The sequence below is a fragment of the Aminobacter sp. BE322 genome, assembly GCF_050433525.1.
GTDB lineage: Bacteria > Pseudomonadota > Alphaproteobacteria > Rhizobiales > Rhizobiaceae > Aminobacter.
The window spans coordinates 106,595-128,189 of sequence record NZ_JBNPXB010000016.1 but is presented as its reverse complement, the minus strand read 5'-3'; the positions used below and the strand labels follow the sequence as shown (position 1 = coordinate 128,189).

At 68.3% G+C, this 21,595-nt stretch carries 17 protein-coding genes; 6 read left to right on the top strand and 11 right to left on the bottom strand.

Going from position 1 to position 21,595, the window contains the following annotated elements; genetic code table 11:
* Positions 1-213 precede the first annotated feature (213 nt).
* The gene (locus tag J2X50_RS20065) at positions 214-588 is read left to right on the top strand and encodes a YciI family protein (protein WP_429097674.1); all 375 of its coding nucleotides are present in this window, start codon (positions 214-216) and stop codon (positions 586-588) included.
* Positions 585-1,853, top strand: coding sequence for an RNA polymerase sigma factor (locus J2X50_RS20060; RefSeq protein WP_429097673.1), 1,269 nt, complete (start codon positions 585-587; stop codon positions 1,851-1,853). Before J2X50_RS20065 ends, J2X50_RS20060 begins: the two co-directional genes overlap by 4 nt.
* A gap of 75 nt (positions 1,854-1,928) precedes the next feature.
* Here the strand turns inward: J2X50_RS20060 and J2X50_RS20055 are convergent, their stop codons facing one another.
* From J2X50_RS20055 to J2X50_RS20025, 7 genes are all read right to left on the bottom strand, one after another.
* Positions 1,929-2,801 carry a DUF2189 domain-containing protein gene (locus J2X50_RS20055; protein ID WP_429097672.1) on the bottom strand — a complete coding sequence of 291 codons (873 nt, stop codon included), beginning with the start codon at positions 2,799-2,801 and terminating at the stop codon, positions 1,929-1,931.
* Between the two features lie 164 nt (positions 2,802-2,965).
* Positions 2,966-4,210, bottom strand: coding sequence for a Gfo/Idh/MocA family protein (locus J2X50_RS20050; protein WP_429097671.1), 1,245 nt, complete (start codon positions 4,208-4,210; stop codon positions 2,966-2,968).
* 16 nt (positions 4,211-4,226) lie between these two features.
* On the bottom strand, positions 4,227-5,255 hold the full coding sequence (locus tag J2X50_RS20045) for a LacI family DNA-binding transcriptional regulator (RefSeq protein WP_429097670.1): 1,029 nt from the start codon (positions 5,253-5,255) through the stop codon (positions 4,227-4,229).
* Positions 5,252-6,244 (bottom strand): ABC transporter permease, encoded by a 993-nt coding sequence (locus J2X50_RS20040; RefSeq protein WP_429097669.1) that lies wholly within the window; start codon positions 6,242-6,244, stop codon positions 5,252-5,254. Before J2X50_RS20040 ends, J2X50_RS20045 begins: the two co-directional genes overlap by 4 nt.
* Positions 6,241-7,230 (bottom strand): ABC transporter permease, encoded by a 990-nt coding sequence (locus J2X50_RS20035; RefSeq protein ID WP_429097668.1) that lies wholly within the window; start codon positions 7,228-7,230, stop codon positions 6,241-6,243. The genes J2X50_RS20040 and J2X50_RS20035 overlap by 4 nt, the downstream gene beginning before the upstream one ends.
* Entirely contained in the window at positions 7,227-8,732 is a 1,506-nt protein-coding gene (locus tag J2X50_RS20030; protein ID WP_429097667.1) for a sugar ABC transporter ATP-binding protein, read from the bottom strand. Before J2X50_RS20030 ends, J2X50_RS20035 begins: the two co-directional genes overlap by 4 nt.
* A 70-nt stretch (positions 8,733-8,802) precedes the next feature.
* Positions 8,803-9,828: an ABC transporter substrate-binding protein gene (locus J2X50_RS20025; RefSeq protein ID WP_429097666.1), complete on the bottom strand. Its 1,026-nt coding sequence runs from the start codon at positions 9,826-9,828 to the stop codon at positions 8,803-8,805.
* Between the two features lie 544 nt (positions 9,829-10,372).
* On the opposite strand from J2X50_RS20025, the gene J2X50_RS20020 reads away from it, so the two are divergent.
* From J2X50_RS20020 to rpe, 3 genes are all read left to right on the top strand, one after another.
* A complete protein-coding gene (locus tag J2X50_RS20020) occupies positions 10,373-12,268 on the top strand; it encodes a hypothetical protein (RefSeq protein WP_429097681.1) in 1,896 nt (631 codons plus the stop codon).
* An 11-nt stretch (positions 12,269-12,279) separates the two neighbouring features.
* Entirely contained in the window at positions 12,280-15,444 is a 3,165-nt protein-coding gene (locus J2X50_RS20015) for a hypothetical protein (RefSeq protein WP_429097665.1), read from the top strand.
* Positions 15,445-15,596: 152 nt separating this feature from the next.
* Complete coding sequence (gene rpe / locus J2X50_RS20010) at positions 15,597-16,271, top strand: ribulose-phosphate 3-epimerase (RefSeq protein WP_429097664.1); 675 nt, start codon at positions 15,597-15,599, stop codon at positions 16,269-16,271.
* Between the two features lie 344 nt (positions 16,272-16,615).
* Here the strand turns inward: rpe and nagA are convergent, their stop codons facing one another.
* The 4 genes from nagA to J2X50_RS19990 are packed head-to-tail and all read right to left on the bottom strand — an operon-like array spanning position 16,616 to position 20,457.
* Positions 16,616-17,773 carry an N-acetylglucosamine-6-phosphate deacetylase gene (nagA, locus tag J2X50_RS20005; protein WP_429097663.1) on the bottom strand — a complete coding sequence of 386 codons (1,158 nt, stop codon included), beginning with the start codon at positions 17,771-17,773 and terminating at the stop codon, positions 16,616-16,618.
* Entirely contained in the window at positions 17,770-18,780 is a 1,011-nt protein-coding gene (locus J2X50_RS20000; RefSeq protein ID WP_429097680.1) for an SIS domain-containing protein, read from the bottom strand. The genes nagA and J2X50_RS20000 overlap by 4 nt, the downstream gene beginning before the upstream one ends.
* Before the next feature lie 14 nt (positions 18,781-18,794).
* On the bottom strand, positions 18,795-19,583 hold the full coding sequence (locus J2X50_RS19995; RefSeq protein ID WP_429097662.1) for a GntR family transcriptional regulator: 789 nt from the start codon (positions 19,581-19,583) through the stop codon (positions 18,795-18,797).
* A complete protein-coding gene (locus J2X50_RS19990; RefSeq protein WP_429097661.1) occupies positions 19,576-20,457 on the bottom strand; it encodes a BadF/BadG/BcrA/BcrD ATPase family protein in 882 nt (293 codons plus the stop codon). Before J2X50_RS19990 ends, J2X50_RS19995 begins: the two co-directional genes overlap by 8 nt.
* Positions 20,458-20,655: 198 nt before the next feature.
* Here J2X50_RS19990 and J2X50_RS19985 point away from each other — a divergent pair, with 198 nt between their 5' ends.
* Positions 20,656-21,570, top strand: a complete 915-nt coding sequence (locus J2X50_RS19985) for an N-acetylmuramic acid 6-phosphate etherase (RefSeq protein WP_429097660.1) — start codon at positions 20,656-20,658, stop codon at positions 21,568-21,570.
* The last annotated feature ends 25 nt before the right edge of the window (positions 21,571-21,595 follow it).

The window sequence follows — 21,595 nt, the reverse complement described above, 5'->3', positions numbered from 1 at the left end:
ATACAAACCATCGACCTCAATGCCCTGCCTCGATAGAGTGCAAACCTGTTCGCGATGTCTTCGCACACCTGTTCGCGATGTCCCCGGTCCAAACAGTGGGGAGGGGTTAGGGGTGGGGGTGCAAGTTCGGCTCCCTCATGCCGACAAAAAAATTGCCGATGCCATGTCGGCAATGCACATATCTGTTCGTCCTAGTCATGAGGAACCGAACCGATGCTCTATGCGATCCTTTGCTACAACAACGAAGACGTGGTCTGCGCCTGGTCGAAGGAACAGGACGACGAGGTGATGGCGCGGCTCGCCGTGGTGACCGGCAGGCTGCGCGACCAGGGCCGGCTGGGACCCGTGGCGCGCCTGATGCCGACGACGGCGGCGACCACGCTGCGCAAGACCAGGGACGAGCCGGTGGTCATCGACGGTCCCTTCGCCGAAACCAAGGAGCAGTTCCTCGGCTTCTATGTCGTCGATTGCGCCAGCCTCGACGACGCCGTGGACGTCGCCAGGGAACTTGCCGAGGCCAATCCCGGCGGCGGCTCCTACGAACTGCGCCCGATCGGCGCCTTTTTCCCTGGACGAGAGGCAGTATGACGGACCCGGCCTGGATCAACACGGCCCTTTCTTCCGCCCGGCCGCAGGCCGTGGCGGCCCTGCTGCGCTATTTCCGCGACCTCGACACCGCGGAAGAGGCGTTCCAGGAGGCCTGCCTGCGCGCCCTGCGCACCTGGCCGAAGAACGGGCCGCCTCGTGATCCGGCCGCCTGGCTGATCTTCGTCGGCCGCAACTCCGGCATCGATGCCGTGCGCCGCCGCGCCAAGCAGGCGCCGATGCCGCCGGAAGAGACCGTCTCCGACCTCGACGACGTCGAGGGCGAGGTCGTCGACCGCCTCGACGGCGCGCATTACCGCGACGACATCCTGAGGCTCCTGTTCATCTGCTGCCATCCCGACCTGCCGGCCACCCAGCAGATCGCGCTCGCCCTGCGCATCGTCTCGGGCCTGTCGGTCAAGCAGATCGCGCGCGCCTTCCTCGTCGGCGAAAGCGCCATGGAGCAGCGCATCACCCGCGCCAAGGGCCGCATCGCCAACGCCAACGTGCCCTTCGAGGCGCCGGGACCGGTGGAGCGCTCGGAGCGGCTCGCGGCGGTGCTTGCCATGGTCTACCTCGTCTTCAACGAGGGCTATTCGGCCGGCGCGGCCGAGATCGCCAACCGGGCGCCGCTGTGCGAGGAGGCGATCAGGCTGGCGCGGCTGTTGCTGCGCCTGTTCCAGACCGAACCGGAGGTGATGGGGCTGACGGCACTGCTTTTGCTGCAACACGCCCGCGCCGCCGCCCGCTTCAACGCCGAGGGCGAACTGGTGCTGATGGACGACCAGGACCGCACGCTGTGGAACCGGCCGCTGATCGACGAGGGCCTGGCGCTGATCGACAAGGCGATGCGCCATCGCCGCCCCGGCCCCTACCAGATCCAGTCGGCGATCGCAGCACTCCATGCCCGCGCCGCCCGTCCCGAGGACACCGACTGGGCCGAGATCGACCTGCTCTATTCGGTGCTGGAATCGATGACGCCCTCGCCGGTGGTGACGCTGAACCGCGCCGTCGCCTTCGCCAAGCTGCGCGGGCCGGAGGCGGCGTTGAAGCTGATCGAGCCGCTGGCGCCGAAGCTCGCCGGCTATTTCCACTTCTTCGGCGTCAAGGGCGGATTGCTGATGCAGCTCGGCCGCGACGAGGAAGCGCGCGAGGCCTTCGGCCGGGCGATCGCGCTGGCCAACACGGCCGCCGAGGCAGCCCATATCCGCATGCATCTCGACCGGCTTTCGGCCGAGAGCCGCCCGCGCAACGGCATGTCGGCCTAGTCAAGTTCCCGCAGTAGCGGCGCGGGAAGGTCGAGATCGCCCGCGCGGGTGTACCGTCCGATTCGGATTCGTCGACTACCAGCGAAGCCAATACGGGAACCGTCCGTCGTCCTCTTTGCGAGCAGAGGGTGGCAGGGGCGTCGTCATGCCGGCCGGGATTTCCACGACCTTGCGATAGAGGTGCCACGTCGCGTGGCCGAGCACCGGGATGACGATGGCGAGGCCCGCCAGCAGCGGCAGAGACCCGATCAGCAGCGCGACCGCGACGATCAGGCCCCACAGCAGCATCGGCACCGGATTGCCCAGCACCGCCCGTACCGAGGTCTCGATCGCGGGATAGGCACCGACGTCGCAGTCGAGCAGCAGCGGAAAGGCGACGACGGTGGTGCAGAGCACCACCAGGGCGAACAGGAAACCGATCAGATTGCCGAGCACGATCAGCGTCCAGCCGCGCTGGGTGGTGAAGAGATCGCCGAGGAACGATGCCATCGACTGCGGGGCGTCCGGTCCGTAGAACCATGTATAGAGCGCTTGCGCGACCAGGAGCCAGGCGACGAACAGCGCGAGCAGCATTATGCCGATGACCGCCATCGCGGGAATGGCCGGCGAATGCCTGACATCCAGGGCATGCCACCACGACGTGTCGAGGTTCTGCTCGCGCCTCCGGCTGATCTCGTACAGGCCTATCCCGGCGAAGGGCCCGAGCAAGGCAAAGCCGGACATCAGCGGGAAAATGAGCTGCAGGGCATTGCCGCCCGATGTCCACGTGATCAGCAGCACCCCGACGATCGGGTAGATCAGGCACAGGAAAACGTAATGCGACGGCTTGTCCCAAAAGTCGTCCAAGCCACGGCGCAGAGCGTCAAACACATCCGCGACCGTTATACGGCGGATGGCGGGATGCTGGAGCGTCTTGGTGGCGCCTGCGTACACATGGAAACTGGCCATGACCACTCCTCCTGGAACAGGTTGGGGTGGGTCGCGGCCCGGCATGATTGGTCACGCCAAAACCGCGACCTTCACCATGCCAAGGATAACGCGCTTCGAGCGATTTGGCGACCCTGGCCGTCACTGTCGGGGACGCTGCCAGGCGCTGCAGCCGATAGGTCCGGTCAGGCGCCGCGGCGCGCGACGACCGGCACGTAGTCTTCCAGTTCGGGCGCCGGAAACGACACGGTGCCGTTGATCTCGGCCGAGCGGTAGAGGCCCATCAGGATCTCGACCACGGCGAGGCCGTCGTGGAAGGTTTCCAGCGGCGTCTCGCCCTTGCGGAAGCACTCGACCATGTGGCGGTTCTCGTCGGTGTAGCCGTAGACGCCGGCCTCGTCCTCCAGCACCGGCATCAGGCCCTGCTCGGCGTTCTGCTTCTCGACCAGGTCCTCGCCTTCCTCGCCCTTGACCGCGCGCGACATGAAGATCTTGAGGCCGGTGTTGAGCGAGTTGAACTCCATCGCATATTCCGGCCCGAGCAGTTCGAGCTGGATGCGCAGGCCGGCGCCGACATAGGCCCAGGAGGTGGTGGCCTCGATCACCAGTTCGTTGCCGTCCTCGTCTTCGAGCAGCACCGTGCCGCGGGCGAAATCCTCGGACGGGCGGTTGCGGTAGTCGACCTCCGCACCGAAGCGCTTCCTGAGCTGGTCGGCATAGTTGGGTCGCGACCACTTGAGGGTGGCGACCGTGCCGCTGACCTGCTTGACGGTCAGCGACTTGCGGGCCGCACCCGGCCTGGTCAACAGGTGCCGGGCCACCTCGATGCTGTGGCACATCATGTCCGACAGCACGCCGCCGCCCTGCTTGTCGCCCTGCCAGAACCATGGCTCGTGCGGGCCGGAATGTTCTTCCGCCGCGCGTGCCAGATAGGGCCGGCCGGTGGTCGAGGCGGCGCGGCGCCAGACGATGTCCTTGCCGCGGATGACGGGCGTGCAGAACACCTGGTTCTCCAGATAGCCGTGGTTGAGGCCGGCGTCCTCGGCGAGGCGCAGCATCTCGCGCGCCTCGGCGACGGTGCGGGCGAGCGGCTTCTCGCAGGCGACCGCGAAGACCTTGCTGCGTCCCGCCTTCACCTCGGCGTGGATGGTGCGCATCACCTCGAGGCGGGTGTAGTTGGGCGAGAGAATCCAGATCGCGTCGACGTCGCCGGCGTTGACCAGCGCTTCGAGGCTGTCGTGGCTGGTGCAGTCGCCGAGGCCGAGCTCGGCGACGCGGGCGGCGAAGCGGGCGCGGTTGTCCGCCTTGCGGCTGTAGACGCCGGTGACGTCGACATTGCGCACGCCCAGCATGCCCCTGAGATGGAACTCGGCGATGAAGCCGCTTCCGACGAAGCCTACGCGCAGGCGCTGTCTGGGCAGTTCGGTCATGGTCGTTTTCCCGTCGTCACGATTCTGCGGTCGTTTTCGCCGCGGCCGTGGTGCCACGCACCTTCAGCGCCGTCGGCAGCATCACCGGCTTGCGCGGTGTCGCACCGCCCGACAGGAGGTCGAGCAGCATGGTCATGGCGGCGCGGCCGATATCGGTGCGCGGCTGGCTGACGGTGGTCAGCGGCGGATAGAATGCCTCTGAGAGGAACAGGTCGTCGAAGCCGACCACCGAGACGTCCCCGGGTACGTCGAGGCCGAGGCCGCGCAATTCATGGATGACGCCGAAGGCCATCTCGTCGTTGGCGACGAAGATCGCCGTCGGCGGTTCGGGCAGTTCGAACAGGGCGCGGCACAGCCGCTGGCCGGTGTGCAGCAGATAGTCGCCGCGCTGCTCGTAGCCCTCTGGAATGGGCAGGCCGGCGGTCGCCATCGCCTGGCGATAGCCCTCGCGGCGGTTGATGCTCATGAGTTCCGGAACCGGGCCGGAGATATGGGCGATGCGCCGGTGGCCGAGCCCGATCAGGTGTTCGACCGCATTGCGGGCGGCGGCCTCGTTGTCGACCATGACATGCGGGAAGCCGGCGTCCTCGATCTCCTCCAGCGCCACCACGATGGGCGCGCCGCCGGCTACCTGGCCGGCAAAGCCGGGGCGCTCGGGCAGCTTGCCGGTCATCAGGATCATGCCGTCGGCGTGGCCGTCGCGCAGCATGTCGAAATACTCGATCTCGCGGTCGGAGTCGTTTTCGGTGTTGCCCATCAGCACCGAATAGCCGGCGGCGCGGGCGGTTGCCTCGACCCCCTTGAGGATCTCGAGATAGAACGGGTTGCCGACGTCGCGCACCACCATCAGCACCGCCATCGCCTTCTGCGTGCGCAGGTTGCGGGCGCTGACATTGGGCCGGTAGTTCATTTCGCGCGCCACTTCGCGGATGCGGCTGAGCGTAGGTTCTGCGACCAGCCCGCTGTCGTTGAGCGCCCGCGACACGGTGGCGGCCGAAACGCCGAGCCGCTCGGCGATGTCCTTGATCTTGGGACGTTCGTTCATCCGCGCATCGCCCTTCCGCGTCCGTAGAACAGCATCAGCAGCAGCAGCGTGGCGCCGAACACCATCTGCCGGCCGGATTCGTCGATATTCACCGTGGTCAGGATGCCCTGCAGGATGACCAGCAGCAGGGCGCCGGCCATGGTGCCGGTGTAGCCGCCCTTGCCGCCGGCGAGCGGCGTGCCGCCGAAGACGACGGCGATGATCGAGGGCAGCATGTATTGCTCACCGACATTGGCGAAGGAGGTGCCCGAATAGCCGAGCAGGCAGATGCCGGCAATGGCGGCGAAGACGCCCGACAGCATGAACAGCGAAATGCGGGTCGTCCTGACCGGCACGCCGGCCATGTAGGCCGCCTGCTCGTTGGAGCCGATGGCATAGATCCTGTGGCCGTAGACGGTGCGGGTGAGCATGAAGGCCATCAGCAGCCCGATCGCCACCCACAGCCAGATGATGCCCGGCAGCCCGAGCAGGAACGGCCGGGTGACGAATTGCGACAGGCCGGGCGCGGCGAGGCCCGAAGGGATGCCGTTGCGCACCACCACCAGCAGGCCCTGCAGCACGCCGAGCATGCCGAGCGTCATGACCAGCGGCGGGATGCGCAGCAAGGTGACGCCGAGCCCGTTGAACAGCCCGATCAGCCCGCCTGCCACGACGCAGGCGACGATGGCCGGCAGGATGCCGCCGTCCGTGCCGTTCATGACGTTGCCGGCGATGATGGCCGACAGCGAGATCACCCCGCCGACCGACAGGTCGATGCCCTCGCGGCCGCCGAGGATGACGAGGTTCTGGCCCGCCGCGACGATGCCCAGCAGGGCTGCGACGATCAGCAGGCGCAGGATCTGCTGGACCGAGGCGAAGCCGGGCGACAGCGCCTCGCCGAGCAGCAGCAGGGCGACGATCAGGATCAGCGCCACGACCAGCGGCTGCTTGAGCAAGGCCAGCAGCGGCGACGGGGCCGTGGCAGGGGAGGTCCCGGTGGTGACGGTCATGCGCGTGCCCTCCGGCCGACGAGCACGCCCGCCATCAGCGCCACCAGTATGGCGAGGCCCTGGACCAGGTTCTGCCATTCGGACGGCGTGCCGACGAAGAAGACGAGCGAGTTGATGAGGCCGATGATCAGCGCTCCGATGATCGAGCCGACGACGGTGCCGTAGCCGCCCGACAGCGCGCTGCCGCCGAGCACCACCGCCGCCACCGAGAACAGGGTCATCTTGCCGCCCACCAGCGGGTCGCCGCTCGCCGTGTCGCCGGTGATGCAGAAAGCTGCGAGCGCGGCGAACAGGCCGCACAGCGCATAGCCCTGGATGCGGATTCTCGTCACCGGCAAGCCGCTCTGGAAGGCTGCCTGGGCGTCGTCGCCGACGGCGAGCAACTGCGTCGAAAGCCGGGTGCGGGCGAGCACGTAGAGCACGACGGCCAGCAGCACGACGGCGTAGAAGACGAAGGGGATGTCGAGGAAGCGGCCGCCATAGGTGCGCCAGAACGCGGCCGGCGCCGGCGTGCCGGCGACCGGCATGACGTACAGCGCGAGCCCGGTGAAGAAGATGCTGGTGGCGAAGGTGGCGACGATCGCCTGCAGCCTGAGTGCCGCGACGACGAGGCCGTTGACGATGCCGCAGGCGAGCCCGGCGAGCAGGCCCAAGCCGAGCGCGGCGACGACCGAGACGCCGCTGCCGCCCATCTTCTCCATCAGCACGACGATGACGACGTTGACCAGCGAGACGATGGCGCCGGCCGAGAGGTCGATGTCGCCGGCATAGACGACATAGGTCTGGGCGATGGCGAGCATCATCAGCGCGAGATAGGTCTTCACCAGCCCGGTGATGCCGATGAAGCTTACGCTGCGCGGCTGGTAGAGGCCGTTGAGGGCGAGGAGCACGATCGCGATCATCAGCGCCGGCAGGAAGGGGTAGCGCTCGACGAGGCGCTTGAGCCCTCCGGAGCCGGTCGTGGGAAGGGTTGCGGTTCCCATCACGCGGCCTCGTATGCTGCCTGGTAGAGATTGTAGCGCGTCCTGTCCGCGCCGGTGAGTTCGCGCCGCACCTGGCCGCCGTTGAAGACGAGGATGCGGTCGGCGTTGTTGAGCAGTTCGGCGTCCTCCGAGGAATAGAGCACGATGCCCATGCCCTCGGCCGCCAGCCTGCGGATCAGCGTGAACAGGTCGGTCTTGGCCGAAAGGTCGATGCCCTTGGTCGGGTCGTCGAGCAGCAGCACGTCCGGCCGGTCGATCAGCCATCGGGCGATGACGATCTTCTGCTGGTTGCCGCCCGACAGCGAATTGATCGGGTGCGCGAGGCCGCCGAACTTGGTGTGCAGCGCCTCGAGCGCCGGCCTGACGCGCTCGGCGAGCACCGTGGGTCGCGCCAGCCTGAGCTTCTGGCGCAGATAGTGGATCGGCGTCACGTTCTCGAGGATCGGCCGGCCGGAGATGACGCCGTCGCGGCCGCGATCGCCGGAGACATAGGCCAGGCCGCGCCGGATGGCCTCGCGCGGGTTGTGCGCGCCAAACGGCTTGCCGGCCAGTACGATCTCGCCCGAGGCGATCGGGTTGACGCCGAAGATGGCGCGCAGCAGAGAGGACTGGCCCTGGCCGTGCAGGCCGCCGAAGCCGAGGATCTCGCCTTTGGCGACCTCGAAGCCGACATCGGCGAAACCCTTGCCGGAGAGGTTCTTCACCGCCAGCACCGGCGAGCGGTCGGTGGCGGCAACGGCCGGCGGCGCGGCGTGGCCGGGGGCGAGCTCGTCCTGCGCGCCGACCATCAGCCGGATCACCGCGGCCGGATTGGTCTCGGTGATCTTTTCGGTGCCGACGGTCTCGCCGTCGCGGATGACGGTGACGCGGTCGCCGATGGCGAAGATCTCGTCCATGCGGTGCGAGATGAAGATGATGCTGCGGCCCTGAGCCTTCAGATCGCGCAGGATCTCGAAGAAGCGGTCGACCTGGGCCCGGTCGAGGGCGGAAGTCGGCTCGTCGAAGATGAGCACCGGCGCCTCGGTGGCGAGGGCCTTCATGATCTCGACCAGCTGGCGCTGGTCGGCGCGCAGGTTGTCGACCGCCGTCTCGGCGGTGAAACCCTCGCCGGCGACGGCGCCGAACAGGGCGATGTAGCGGCCGGCGCGCTGCGCCAGCGCGTCGCGGTCGACGAAACCCGCGCGGCTGGCCGGCAGGTCGGGCAGGCAGATGTTTTCGGCCACGCTGCGGTGCCGCGCCAGGCTGAGCTCCTGGTAGAAGATGCCGATGCCGTGGTCGCGCGCCGAGCGCGGGCCGGTGATGGTCACGGGCCTGCCGTCGATCAGGATCTCGCCGCCGTCGGGGCGGACGCTGCCCGCCAGGATCTTGCACAGCGTGCTCTTGCCCGACCCGTTCGAGCCGATCAGCACATGCACCTCGCCGGCGTCGATCGCAAGGTCGCCGCGGCGCAGGGCAAGGGTGGCGCCGTAAGCCTTGCTTACGCCGCGAAGCTCGATCTTGGACATGGCGGTGGCGTCCCGGGGTTACGTCGCTGGGGGGCGCGGCCGTTGCCGGCTGGCGCCCCCGGCCGGAAGCTTACTTGAACAGCTTCTCGGCGTCTTCGATCGAGAGCGCGCTGGTGAAGGAATAATACCCCGGCTTGCCCTCGACCGCCTTGGCGGCGTCGGCGAGGTTCTTGTTGTCGATGAACGGGATCGGCAGGTACATGGCGTTCTTGTACTGGCCCGCCGTCGCCGGCTCCTTCAGCTCCTTGCCCTGCAGCATCAGCACCGCGACGTTGAGCGCCGAGGCCATGACGCCGGGCGGGTTGACCGAGGCGCCGGAGTTCAGCTTGTCCTTGCTCCAGAGGTCGATGAAGTCCTTTCGGATCTCGCCGGTGGCGGCGATCGACGACTGCTTGCCAGCGTCGATGATCGACTTCCACGCGCCGGCGGCCATGCCGTCCTGCACCCACACGCCGTTGATGTCGGGATTGGTGGCGAGCAGGTTCTGCATCGCCTGCTGGCCCTGCGCCTGATCCCAGTTGGCGTTGACCTCGTTGACGATCTTGATGTCGGGATACTGGCCGAAGACTTCCTTGTAGCCGGCGACCCGCATCTCGTTGGCCGGGTGGCCGGCGACGCCGTTGATGGCGACGACGTTGCCCTTGCCGCCGAGCGTCTCGGCCAGCCACTTGGCGCCCGCCGCACCCCAGGCCTTCTGGTCGATGCCGACATAGACGGCGTCGGGCGAGGACACTTCGGCGTCGGTCGAGATCACCAGGATGCCGGCTTCCTTGGCCTGGGCGAAGACCGGATCGAAGGCCGTCGGGCTGTTCGGGTTGATGATGATGGCGTTGACGCCCTCGTTGATGAAGTTGCGAACATGCGCGATCTGGCCGGGCACGTCGACATTGGCGCTCTGCACCACCACCTCGACGTCGACGCCCTTGTCCTTCCAGGCAGCCGCGGCCGCCTGCGCTTCCTCGATCATCTGGGTGCGCCATTCGCTGCCGACCCAGCCGTTGGACAGGCCGATCTTGAACGCTTCCGCCTGGCTCGAGAACGCCGACACGGCGAGTGCGGCGACCGTGGTGAGCGCCAGTGCTGCAAGTCTCTTCATTTGCTCCTCCCGATGCAAAACTGCTGCGGAGTATCATAGGCAGATTATGTAATCGATTTCAATCCGCATTTTCCGGCGTTTCCGGTGTCTCGCGGCCCTGCCGCGCGCCTGGGAAGATTCTCGCCGGCGACCCGCGATCCTCCTGAACCTTTGCGCTTGCCGGGCCGACCCAGGACCAGGCACCGCATGGTGCGGCGGCCCAACCAAGAACCAAGGAAAACCCATGACGGACTACAGCACATGTCACGGGTCACCGGGATCACCCCAGGCCCAGCGTGGCCACCGCCTCAGGCAGTGGGTGGACGCGCGACGCCTGGGGGCACTTGCATTGACCCTAGGTGAACCCAAGCGTATCGTTCCAGTAGGGGACAATCGCAGGACTGCAAGGGAGGAAAGTGCCGGGTACCAGCGCTTGGCTCCTGCCTGCGCTCCGGCGCCTTCTTCCGCACCATCCGGGAGAGGTGTCATGGCGCGCTGTGGCGGCGGTATCGATGCACTCGAGACCCGATCCCTGGGCGCGCGCGCGCTGGCGCTCCATGCGGGCATGTTCGCCCTGGCGCTCGCGGCGAGCCTCTGGCTTCCGCCGGCGGCCCGCGCGCAGCAGGTCCAGATCATCAACCCCGGCTCGATGGCGGTCACCGGCTTCTCCGGCACGCTCATCCCCGGCATCGAGGAAGGCCTGCCGCCGGGCGTCGATCCGGTCGACGAGACCTTCATCGACACCGGGCGCGCCAGCTTGCGCGTCTTCGACGTCTCGGCACTCGGCGGCCCGCCGGCGGGCCAGCTCGTCAACACGCCGTTGCCCTTCGAGGTGCTCGCCGGCCAGATCGGCCAGGTCTTCGCGCTGACCTATGATGACGGCGTCCGCGATGGCACGCCGTCGGGCGTGCCCGACCTCTACGCGGGCGCGACCTCGCTGCACGGCCTCCGCATCGTCACCCCCGACGCCGACGGCGACGGCAGGCCCGAGCGGCAGCGCCGCGGCGCGGCGGGCGCCAGCTTCATGGCCGGCCAGTTCGGCGAGGAGAACGGCGGCGGCCCCGGCACGATCTGGCGCATCGACGGCATCACCGGCGCGGTGTCGAAATTCGCCGACATCGACGCCGACAGCGGCCCGGGCATCGGCGACGTCAGCTTCGACAAGGTGCACCGCCAGTTCTTCGCCTCCGACCTGGACGACGGCCTGATCTGGCGCATCGACGCCACGGGCGCCGTGCTCGACAGCTTCGACCACGGCGTCGCCGGCCGGCCGGCGCGCGGCCTCGCCGCGGTCGCCGACGACGGCTCGGTGATGGACATCCAGGGTGCCGCCTTCGACACAGAGGATCCGGACAGCTGGGGCTATACCCAGGACGAGCGCCGGGTCTGGGGCGTGGCCTTCCACGGCGGTCGCGTCTACTACGCGGTCGGCGACGAGGCCGAGATCTGGTCGGTCGGCATCGGCCGCGACGGCCGCTTCGAGGCCGACGCCCGCTGGGAGCTGACGGTCGAGGCCGACGAGGCGCTGCCGGTCACCGACATCGCCTTCGACAGCCGCGGCTTCATGTATCTCGCCCAGCGCGGCGAGGTCGACAACCGCTACGACTATTCGCGCTTCGCCGACACCGGCAAGGGCGAGGTCGTGCGCTACTGGCGCGAAAGCCCGGACGATCCGGCGACCGAGAGCATCTGGGTGCCGGTGCCGCAGGAATATGCGGTGGGTTTCCCGGAAGGCAACCGCCAGTCGGCCGGCGGCATCGACCTGCAATATGGCTACGATGCGCAGGGGCTCATCAACCCCAACGCCTGCACCGACACCATCGTCAAGACCGGCGACCGGCTGAGGGACAACCCGGCGCTCGCCGACCAGCTGGCGCCCGGCGGACCGTTCGCGGTGCATGGCGTGCAGCTGACCGCCACCTCCCTGGTCAAGCCGGCCAACGTCCCGCCCTTCGGCTCCTGGTTCGTCGATTTCGACAGTTTCTTCGACGACGCGGAAGTCGAGGGTCATGTCGGCGACGTCGAGGTCTGGCGTCCCTGCGAGGGCCGCGCCGGCTATTACGAGCAGATCCCCTATCCGGGCGACTATCCGACGCCGTTGTGGCCGCCGGACTTCCCGCCGCCCGGCAACCTGCCGCCCTGCCTCGACATCGAGGCGGTCGAGTATTTCTGCACCCCGGCCGGGCTCGAGGCCGATCTCTATGTCCGTGACGTTGCAGGCATCGGCGGCGATTCCGTCAAGGCCGATTCCAGGACGCCGGGCGTCGGCATCACACCGCTGCAGCAGACCAAGCCGGCGGGCGCGCCCTTCACCATCGGCGTGACCGGCCATTTCCCCGGCGACACCGTCAATGTCGGCCTGTGCTTCTACAAGAAGTCGGACGCCGACAAGGGCGGCTACTATCCGTGCTGCAAGGTGGTGGTGCCGCTCGCGACGCCCGCCGCAAGCTGCGAACCGTGAGGGAGGGAGAGATGAACGCTTTCGCTCCCACCCCGCTCGTTTCGCAGAGCAACCCAAACGTCATGGAGACGATCATGAAACCCCTGTCACTCGTCAGGCGCGGGGCGCGCTGGCTGGTGGCGGCAGGTATCGCGCTCGCCGCCGTGCCGGCCGTTGCCCAGCCGCTTCCCGACGTCGTTCCGGACCTCAGGCTCGACCGCGTCGAGCCGCATCCCGGCCACGACGAGGTGGTGCCGTTCTTCACCAAGAAGGGCGCCCAGCGCAACTGCGACTACGTCATCTACAATCTGCGCTTCGGCGCCCGCGGCAATCCGGACAAGTTCTTCGATCCGGCCTTCGCCAACGGGCTGAAGTCGCTGCGCATGGACTTCCGCGACCAGTTGCCCCCGGGCCTCAGGATCGTCAACGTCCAGGCCTCCGGCGACGGCACCGACGCCGTCGGCGGCCCGCTGCCGGCCGGCGCGATCGGCACGACCGCCAATCCCAACGACACCGCGACGATTGCCGACTTCCGGCTTTCGGCCACGGACCTCGACGGCGTCGGCGGCCCGAACGAGCGCTATGTCGACATCCGCATCACCGCGCTGATCGACCAGGCCGCCTTCCCGGCGCCCGCGGTCGTGGACAACCAGGGCTTCGTCAAGCTGTCGGCGGGTCCGGGCTCGGTCGAGATACCCTCGCACGACCCGTCCAAGCCCGACGACGGCGATTTCCGCACCGGCGAGAAGACCTCGATCCGCATCGACGTGACCGACTGCGAACCGCCCCCGCCGCCGCCCCCGGGCGACAAGGAGGCCTGCTTCAAGGTCGAGCGCGGCGACGTCGACTGCGTGCCGGGCGGCGGCGTCTATATCTACAACATGCCGGTCGGACCGGAACTCGCCGGACGCTGGGTGCAGTTGCGCACCACGACGCCTGGCGTGACCATCGATCCGCCGCTGCAGCTCGTCCCGCCCGGCGGCGGCGTGCTGAACTGGAAGATCGAGGGCGCCGGCCCCGGCGATGTCGTGCACCTCATCGTCACCGGCATCGAGACCTATCCCGGGCCGGAGGAGGGCGTCGGGCTCTGCTGCACGCAGATCATCGACATCGTCATTCCGCCCGACCTGCAGTGTCCGCCCGAGAAGCGGCCCGACATCAAGATAGAGAAGCGCGCCGACGTGGCCCGCTGCACGCCCGAGGGCGGCTGCGACTTCACCATCCGCGTCAGCAATGCCGGCGATGCCCCCTACAACGGCAAGATCGTGCTCGACGAGGTGACCTTGCCCGGCAACGCTGCGATCGACTCCGGCCCGAATGCGCCGTGGACCTGCGTGCCCAACACCAGCCCGATGAGCTGCGAGCACCCGGCGACCACGCTCGACCCCGGCGAATGGGTCGACCTCAAGATCGGCTTCAAGCCCGGACCGGGCTGGGAGGCGCGCTACATCCGCAACTGCGCCGAGTACGACTATACGGCAAGCGGCAAGCCCGACGTCTTCGGCCGCACCGACAACGACAAGGCCTGCGCCGCAATCCCGATCTGCCGCCGCGGCGATCCCGATTGCCGTCCGCCGGTCGAGAAGAAGGTCGACCTGCGCATCACCAAGGACCCGCGATCACTGGCCTGCACCGCCGATGGCGTCTGCAGCTTCCTGATCCGCGTCTACAACAACGGCACCGAGACCTATGTCGGCCCGCTGACGGTGATGGACGACTATCCGACGGGCGCGCCTGCGTCGTCGACCTTCGGGCCGACGCCGCCCTGGAGCTGCGGCCCCGCCGGTCCCGGCCAGTTCCGCTGCGACCATCCGGGCGTGGCGCTGGTGCCGGGTGCCTCGGTTCCGCTCTCCGTGGTCGCCATCGTGCCGCCCGACTACCAGTCCGACATCGTCCGCAACTGCGGCGAGGTGCGGGCGATAGCGGGCGAGACGGTGCTGGCCAACAACAAGGCCTGCGCCACCATGCGCATCCCGAACCGCAACCCGCAAAGGCCGAGCCTCACCGTCGAGAAGACCGGGGACCTCAGGTGCGAGGTCGGCCGGCCCTGCACGTTCGAGATCACGATCCGCAACGGCGGCACGGCGCCCTTCGACGGCCCGGTCCGCATCGGCGACGCGATCGGCGTGGACGGGCTCGGCCGGCTCGAGGGCGTGACGATCGCCGAGATCAGCCCGCCCTTCGGCTGCACGCCCGAACCGACGACGCTGCCGTCGTCCTGCATTGCCAATGTCAGCCTGGGCGGCGGCGAGAGCCGCGTGCATCAGGTGACGGTGGTGATCCCCGACGATGCCCGCCTGGCCAACCGCAACGCGCCGACCCCGGCACAGAACTGCGTCGCGGTGCTGTCGCCAGACACGCCGGTGCGCAGGCTCGAGCTCGGCGGCGGCGGCGCCGGCCTGCCTGGTGCCGGCGGTGCCTCGGCCTATGCCTGCCACCGCTTCACCATCGCGCAGCAGGAGAAGAAGCAGTGCTCGGAAGGCTTCGTGCTCAACGCCGACGGCCGCTGCGTCTGCCCCGAGGGCAAGACGTTCCGCAACGGCCAATGCACGAGCGGCGGCGGTTCGGTGACGCCGGTTCCGCCGCCGGTCAGGCCGCAGTGCCGCCTGCTGCCCGGCCAGATCCGCACCCAGGACGGGCGCTGCGTCTGCCCGCGCGGCACGGACCTGTCCAACGGCAAATGCGTGTCGACCGAGCCGCCGCCGGCACGCCAGTGCAAGCTGCTGCCGGGCCAGATCCGCACCCAGGACGGGCGCTGCATCTGCCCGCGCGGCACGCAACTGTCCAAGGGCAAATGCGTGTCGACGGAGCCGCCGCCGGTGCGCCAGTGCAAGCTGCTGCCGGGCCAGGTCCGGACGCAGGACGGCCGCTGCATCTGCCCGCGTGGCACGCAGCTGATCCGGGGCGCATGCCGCAAGCCGCCGACGGTGCAGTGCCCGGAAGGCACGTCGCTGGTGCGCGGCCGCTGCGTGCCCGACCGGCAGGACACCGTCTGCCGCCGCGGCGAGGTGCTGATCGACGGGCAGTGCATGACCATCGAGCGCGAGTGCCCGCGCGGCACGGTCGGCCGGTATCCGAACTGCCGTCCGGTCCGCCAGCCGCCGACGCTGCAGATCCCGATCAACCCGGATGTGTTCCGCGGCCTCATTCCGCAACGGCGTGAGCAGCCGAGGACCAACAACATCATTCCGCAGTGATCGGCCGACCTTGCGGAACCCCGCCGGATTTTTCCGGCGGGGTTCTGCTTTTCGGGCCGCCGCGGCGAAAAGGGCGGCATTCCTTTCTCGACATTCGCGCCGCGCGCTATTAGGCAGTCCAAAAAATCGCTCTGCCGCTGAAAGGCCTGGACGTGACCAACAAAACCCTGATCGCCCCTTCGGTGCTGTCGTCCGACTTCTCCAAGCTCGGCGACGAGGTCGAGGCCATCGTCGCCGCCGGCGCCGACTGGATCCATCTCGACGTGATGGACGGCCACTTCGTCCCCAACATCACCTTCGGCCCGCCGGTCATCAAGGCGATCCGCAACCGCACCGACAAGGTGTTCGACTGCCACCTGATGATCCAGCCCGCAGACCCGTATCTCGCGGCCTTCGCCGATGCCGGCTGCGACATCATCACGGTGCATGCCGAGGCCGGCCCGCATCTCGACCGCTCGCTGCAGACGATCAGGAATCTCGGCAAGAAGGCCGGCGTGTCGCTCAACCCGTCGACGCCGGAATCGGTGATCGAATACGTACTCGACCGCCTCGACCTGGTGCTCCTGATGACGGTGAACCCGGGCTTCGGCGGCCAGGCCTTCATCTCGGCGGTCATCGACAAGGTCAAGCGCGTCAGGGCGCTGATCGGCAACCGCCCGATCGACATCGAGATCGACGGCGGCGTGACGCCCGAGACCGCACCGCTGGTCACCGCCGCCGGCGCCAACGTGCTGGTCGCCGGCAATGCCGTGTTCAAGGGCGGACCGTCGGCCTATGCCGCGAACATCGAGGCGATCCGGGCCGCGGCGGACAAGGCTGCGATCTGAACTGACCAAACAGAAATTGCCCCTCACCCTTACCCTCTCCCCGTGAAGAACGGGGAGAGGGGGGCGTCGGCGTTGGAGCTTCGTCCTTCTCCCCGTCACTACGGGGAGAAGGTCCGGCAGGGGATGAGGGGCGGCGGCGAAATTTGGCGGGCTTGTGTGCCGGCACCAGCAGAGTGCAGGACAGTTTGCTAAAGTACCCCCACCCCTGACCCCTCCCACAAGGGGGAGGGGGACCTCGCGGCACGACCTCTCCAAAACTTGAGGGCCTTCGCTACAACGCAGGCGGAATCGCCCCCTTGTGGGGGGGGTGGGGTGTGGACAAAGCCGCGTGCCCGCTCGCTGACCTAAGCCGAAAACACCTTCTTGCCGTCGATCCAGGTGCCCGAGACGTCGAGCCCGTCGGTCAACTGCACGGCGTTCGCGGCATAACCCTTGGCCAGCCGCCCGAGACGGTGGTCCTGCTTCACCGATTCCGCCGGATAGAGCGACGCCATGCGGATCGCCTCGCCGAGGTCGTAGCCGATCTTTTCGTGCATGAAGCGGATGGCCGAGATCATGTCGAGGTCGGCGCCGGCGAGCGTGCCGTCCTCCAGCGTCAGCCGTCCGTTCTCGCGCCTGATGGTGCGGCCGTTGAGCTGGAACGATTTCAGGTCGGTGCCGATGGTCGCCATGGCGTCGGTGACGAGGAAGATGCGCGCCGGGCCATTCTTGGCCTTGAGCGCGATCTGCATCGTCGCCGGGTCGACGTGGACGCCGTCGGCGATCAGCCCGGCCGAGAAGGTCGGGGTCTCGATGGCGGCACCGGCAAGCCCCGGCTCGCGGTTGCCGATCTGGCTCATGGCGTTGAACAGGTGCGTCGCCATCGTGGCGCCCGCCTCGGCATAGGCCCGCGCCGTGCGGTAGCTGGTGTCGGTGTGGCCGAGGCTGACGACGATGCCGGCCTTCGCCAGCGCCTTGACCTGCTCGGCCGTGACCGACTCGGTCGCCACCGTCGTGAGCAGCACCGGCATGGCCTTGCGCGCGGCGACGAGCGCCGCCTGGTCGTCGTCGTCCATCGGCCGGATCAGCTTGGGATCGTGCGCGCCCTTGCGGGCGAGCGACAGGTGCGGACCCTCGAAATGCAGGCCGAGGAAGCCGGGCATCTTGCGCTTCGCCGCTTCCGCGCCCGCCGCGATGGTGGCACGGGTGATCTCGCGGGTGTCGGTGATCAGCGTCGGCAGCACCGCCGTCGTGCCGAAGGGCATCTGCGCCTTGCAGATGACCTCCAGCGTGTCGACGTCGGGCTTGTCGTTGAGCATCAGCCCGCCGCCGCCATTGACCTGCAGGTCGATGAAGCCGGGGACGAGCATGGCGCCCGCCTCCGCCACCTTCACGCCGGCGGGAACATCGCTGCGTGCGACGATGCCCTCGACCAGCCCGTCTGCGACCAGAAGCGCGGCATCCTCGTGCCAGGCGTCACCGTCGAAGATGCGCCCGGCAGCAATGGCAAGACGTTCGCTCATATCGTTTCGGTCACTTTGCGCAGGTTGGGCGGGCTGTCGGGGTTGAGGCCGCGGTGGCGGGCAAAGGTCTCGACGAAGCCGTAGAACGAGGCGATCAGCATCAGCGGATCGGTGAGCGGGTGGCCGGTGGCGACATGCTCCAGCACGCGTGCCTTCCTGGCCAGCGACGAGGTGATGTAGATCGCAGCACCGCGGTCGGCGAGGCCGTCGGCGGCCTCGGCGATCGACGGCTCGGAGGCGTCGCGGGCGGCCAGCGCCAGCACCGGGAAGCCGGGACGCACCAGCGCCAGCGGGCCGTGCATGACCTCGGCCGCGCTGTAGGACTCGGCGTGCATGGCGCAGGTTTCCTTGAACTTCAGCGCCGCCTCGTTGGCGATGGCGAAGGACGGGCCGCGGCCGAGGATGAACAGCGAGTTGCCGTCGGTCAGGGCTTCCGCGATGCTCATCCAGTCGCAGTCGACCGCCTTGGCGAAATGCTCGGGCAGGGCCTTCAGCGCCGCGAGCAGCTTGTCGTCGCCGGTCCAGTGGCCGAGCACGGCGAGGCCTGCGACCGCCGAATTGACGAAGGTCTTGGTGGCGGCAACGCTCTTCTCTACGCCGGCGCGGATGTCGATGGCGTGCTCCGAGGCGACCGCCAGCGGCGAGCCGGCGGTGTTGGTGAGTGCGACCGTCAGCGCGCCGCCAGCGCGGGCGCCCTCGGCCATGGCGACGATGTCGGGGCTCTTGCCCGACTGCGAGATGGCCAGGCAGGCGGAATCGGCGAGCTTCAGCTTGGCGCCGTAGATCGACGAGATCGACGGGCCGATGGAAGCGACCGGCAGGCCGGCGGTCAGCTCGATGGCATATTTCAGGAAGGAGGCGGCGTGATCCGAGGAGCCGCGGGCGACGGTGGTGACGAAGCGGGGCTGGGCGCGCTTCAGGTGCAGGCCGGTTTCGGCCAGTTCCTTGGCCGACCCTTCGAGCAGGCGCGCGGTGGCCTCGGGGATTTCGGCGATCTCGCGCCGCATATGGGTAGTCGCGTTCAAGTACTTTCTCCTTCTGGCCCTTCCGCCCCGGACAGCCTCAGTTCGGCGACGAAGTCGTAGGCGTCGCCGCGATAGACCGACTTGGTGAACTCGATCACCTTGCCGGTGGCGAGATAGGATATGCGCTCGATCTGCAAACAGGCCGAGCCCGCCGGCACGTCGAGCAGCCTGGCGTCCGCTTCGCCCAGGTTGACGGCCGAAATGCGCTGCACGGCGCGCACCGGCCGATGGCCGGTCTTGCCAAGAGCCATATAGAGCGAAGATGTCACTTCGTGAGGGTCTGGCAGCACGGAAGCCGAAATAGTTGCGCGCTCGATGGCCAGCGGCGTCTCGTCGGCGATGCGCAGGCGGCTGAGCCGCGACACCAGCTCGCTCGCCGACAGGCCGAGCACCATCATCTCGTCCGGCGAGGCGGTGTAGATGCCGCGGTCGAGCCATTGCGAGCGTGCCGTCATGCCGCGCCGCGCCATGTCTTCGCTGAACGAGGTGAGCCGCGACAGCGACTGCTCGACGCGCTCCATGCGCGGGGCGACGAAGGTACCGGAGCCGTGCCGCTGCACCAGGACACCGCTCTTGACCAGGTCCTGCACCGCCTTGCGCACGGTGACGCGCGAAATGTCGGCGCGGGCGGCGATCTCGCGTTCGGCCGGCAGCGCGTCGCCGGGGCCGATCAGGCCGCGCCGGATGGCTTCCTCGATGTTGCGCTTGAGCTGCAGGTAGAGCGGCGCGCCGCTCTGGCCGACCTCGCGCAAGGTCTCGAAGATGCGTTCGGCGGCATCATCCATGGCCGCCTCCCGGCTTGCCGAATTTCCTGACCGCCATCTGCACGGCGCCGGCGATGGCATCGCCGAGCGGCGGATGCAGGATCGCCCGGTAGCGTTCCGAGAGCAGCGGCGCATAGAGGCCGGCGAGCCCGCCCAGAAGGCACAGGCGCTCGGGTGCCGCCAGGTCGAAGACGGCAAGCGTTTCCTCGACCTCCGCCACCACGCGGTCCACCAGGCGCCCGGCGACCGCGTCGCCCTCGGCTGCCGCCGCGAAGACCATGGGTGCGAAGGCGCCGTAGTCGACCGGCTTGGCCGCGGTGGTGAATTCGACCATCTCGCCGGGATTGCCGTTGAAGCGCTTCAGAATGGCGTCGCTCAGGGCGGAGCCGCGGCGGATGCCGTCATGGGCAAGCAGGGTTTCCTGCAAGAGGTCGCGGCCGATGCGGGCGCCGCTGCCGAGGTCGCCGATCTGGAAGCCCCAGCCGCCGACCGGGTGCAGCCTGCCGCGCCGTCGCGCCAGATAGACGGTGCCGGTGCCGAGTGCCGCGATGGCGCCGTCATGGTCGCCGAGCGCGCCTTCGAGCGAGATCAGGGAATCGTTTTCGACGTCGCTGTTGCGGAAGGGCAGGATCGCTTCCAGCCGCTGCCTGTAGTCGCCGACATTGGCGCCGGCGAGGCCGAGCACGGCATCGGTCGAACTGAACAGCGCCGGGTCGACGCCGGCGTCGGCGAAGGCCAGGCGGGCGGCCTCGACGACGTTGTCGCGCGAGCCTTCGAGGTCCGTGCGGATGTTCGCCGGCCCGCCTTTGCCGCGACCCAGAACGGCGCCGGCAGGGGTGGCCACAGCCGCCCGGCAGCCGGTTCCGCCACCATCTATCCCGAGCACAAGATCCACGGCGTTGTCTCCTCGCCATCGATAATACCAATAAAATACCAATAGCCAAGCCTTAAATTCCCGCGACTGGTATCGCGCCGCCATTCTGTTGAGTTTTATCGATTTTTTGGCCTGGCTAGCGTTGCGGTAAAGGAATTTGTTAACGCGTCTGGACAAGTGGTATTTTTTTGGTATTGTCGAGATCAAGGGAGAGATGGAATGGCGCCACGGCGTACGGAAGCGGTGCACAAAGATGCCTCGGGGATCGATGCCCGGGCACCCGAAGCCGTTCTGGCGCTGCTCGCCGACGCCCAGCTCGAAGCCGCCGCCGTCGTGCGCGCCGCAATCCCCGAAATCGCCGAGGCCGCCGACAAGATCGCCGCCAGCCTCGCGGCGGGCGGACGTCTCGTCTATGCCGCGGCCGGCAGCTCCGGCCTGATGGCGCTGGCCGACGCGCTCGAGCTGCCCGGCACTTACGGCATCCCGCGCGATCGCGTCTTCATCCTGCTTGCGGGCGGCGCGGACGCGCTCGTCAATCTCGCCGGCGCGCCCGAGGATGATGCCGGCCAGGCCGTGCGTGACGTCGCCGCGACCGGGCTCGGCGCGGATGACTGCCTGATCGCGATCTCGGCAAGCGGCTCGACGCCCTTCGCCATGGCCGCTCTCGAAGAGGCTCGCCGCTGCGGCGCGGCGACCATCGCCGTCGCCAACAACGCCGGCGCGCCGATGTTCGGCATCGCCGGCACCTCGGTGCTTTTGGCGACGCCGCCGGAGGTCGTCGCCGGCTCGACCCGCATGGGCGCCGGCACGGCGCAGAAGATCGCGCTCAACATGATGTCGACCATGGCCGCGATCCGGCTCGGCCACGTCCATGACGGCTACATGGTCAATCTGCTTGCAGACAACATCAAGCTGCACGAACGCGCCGCCCGCATGGTTTCGGCCATCGCCGGCTGCGACACGGCCGAGGCACAGGCGCTGCTCGAAAGGAGCGGCGGCTCGGTCAAGATTGCGATCCTGCTGGCTGCGGGGGCAGCGAGCCTGGAGGCGGCAAACCAACTTCTGGATGGGGCGGACCAGAAACTCAGGTCCGCACTGTCGAAGCTCGAGGGGAGCAAAGGCTCTCGTCAGTAGAGGCCTTGGAAGGTCAACAGGGAGA

Excerpts from the sequence above, each read along its gene's own strand:
- J2X50_RS20065 (WP_429097674.1), top strand. The coding sequence starts at position 214 with ATGCTCTATGCGATCCTTTGCTACAACAACGAAGACGTGGTCTGCGCC.
- nagA (WP_429097663.1), bottom strand. The coding sequence starts at position 17,773 with ATGAGCGAACGTCTTGCCATTGCTGCCGGGCGCATCTTCGACGGTGAC.
- J2X50_RS19985 (WP_429097660.1), top strand. The coding sequence starts at position 20,656 with ATGGCGCCACGGCGTACGGAAGCGGTGCACAAAGATGCCTCGGGGATC.
- J2X50_RS20020 (WP_429097681.1), top strand. The coding sequence starts at position 10,373 with ATGTTCGCCCTGGCGCTCGCGGCGAGCCTCTGGCTTCCGCCGGCGGCC.
- J2X50_RS20045 (WP_429097670.1), bottom strand. The coding sequence starts at position 5,255 with ATGAACGAACGTCCCAAGATCAAGGACATCGCCGAGCGGCTCGGCGTT.
- J2X50_RS20015 (WP_429097665.1), top strand. The coding sequence starts at position 12,280 with ATGAACGCTTTCGCTCCCACCCCGCTCGTTTCGCAGAGCAACCCAAAC.
- J2X50_RS19995 (WP_429097662.1), bottom strand. The coding sequence starts at position 19,583 with ATGGATGATGCCGCCGAACGCATCTTCGAGACCTTGCGCGAGGTCGGC.
- J2X50_RS20055 (WP_429097672.1), bottom strand. The coding sequence starts at position 2,801 with ATGGCCAGTTTCCATGTGTACGCAGGCGCCACCAAGACGCTCCAGCAT.
- J2X50_RS20040 (WP_429097669.1), bottom strand. The coding sequence starts at position 6,244 with ATGACCGTCACCACCGGGACCTCCCCTGCCACGGCCCCGTCGCCGCTG.
- J2X50_RS20030 (WP_429097667.1), bottom strand. The coding sequence starts at position 8,732 with ATGTCCAAGATCGAGCTTCGCGGCGTAAGCAAGGCTTACGGCGCCACC.
- J2X50_RS20050 (WP_429097671.1), bottom strand. The coding sequence starts at position 4,210 with ATGACCGAACTGCCCAGACAGCGCCTGCGCGTAGGCTTCGTCGGAAGC.
- J2X50_RS20060 (WP_429097673.1), top strand. The coding sequence starts at position 585 with ATGACGGACCCGGCCTGGATCAACACGGCCCTTTCTTCCGCCCGGCCG.
- J2X50_RS20000 (WP_429097680.1), bottom strand. The coding sequence starts at position 18,780 with ATGCGGCGCGAGATCGCCGAAATCCCCGAGGCCACCGCGCGCCTGCTC.
- J2X50_RS20025 (WP_429097666.1), bottom strand. The coding sequence starts at position 9,828 with ATGAAGAGACTTGCAGCACTGGCGCTCACCACGGTCGCCGCACTCGCC.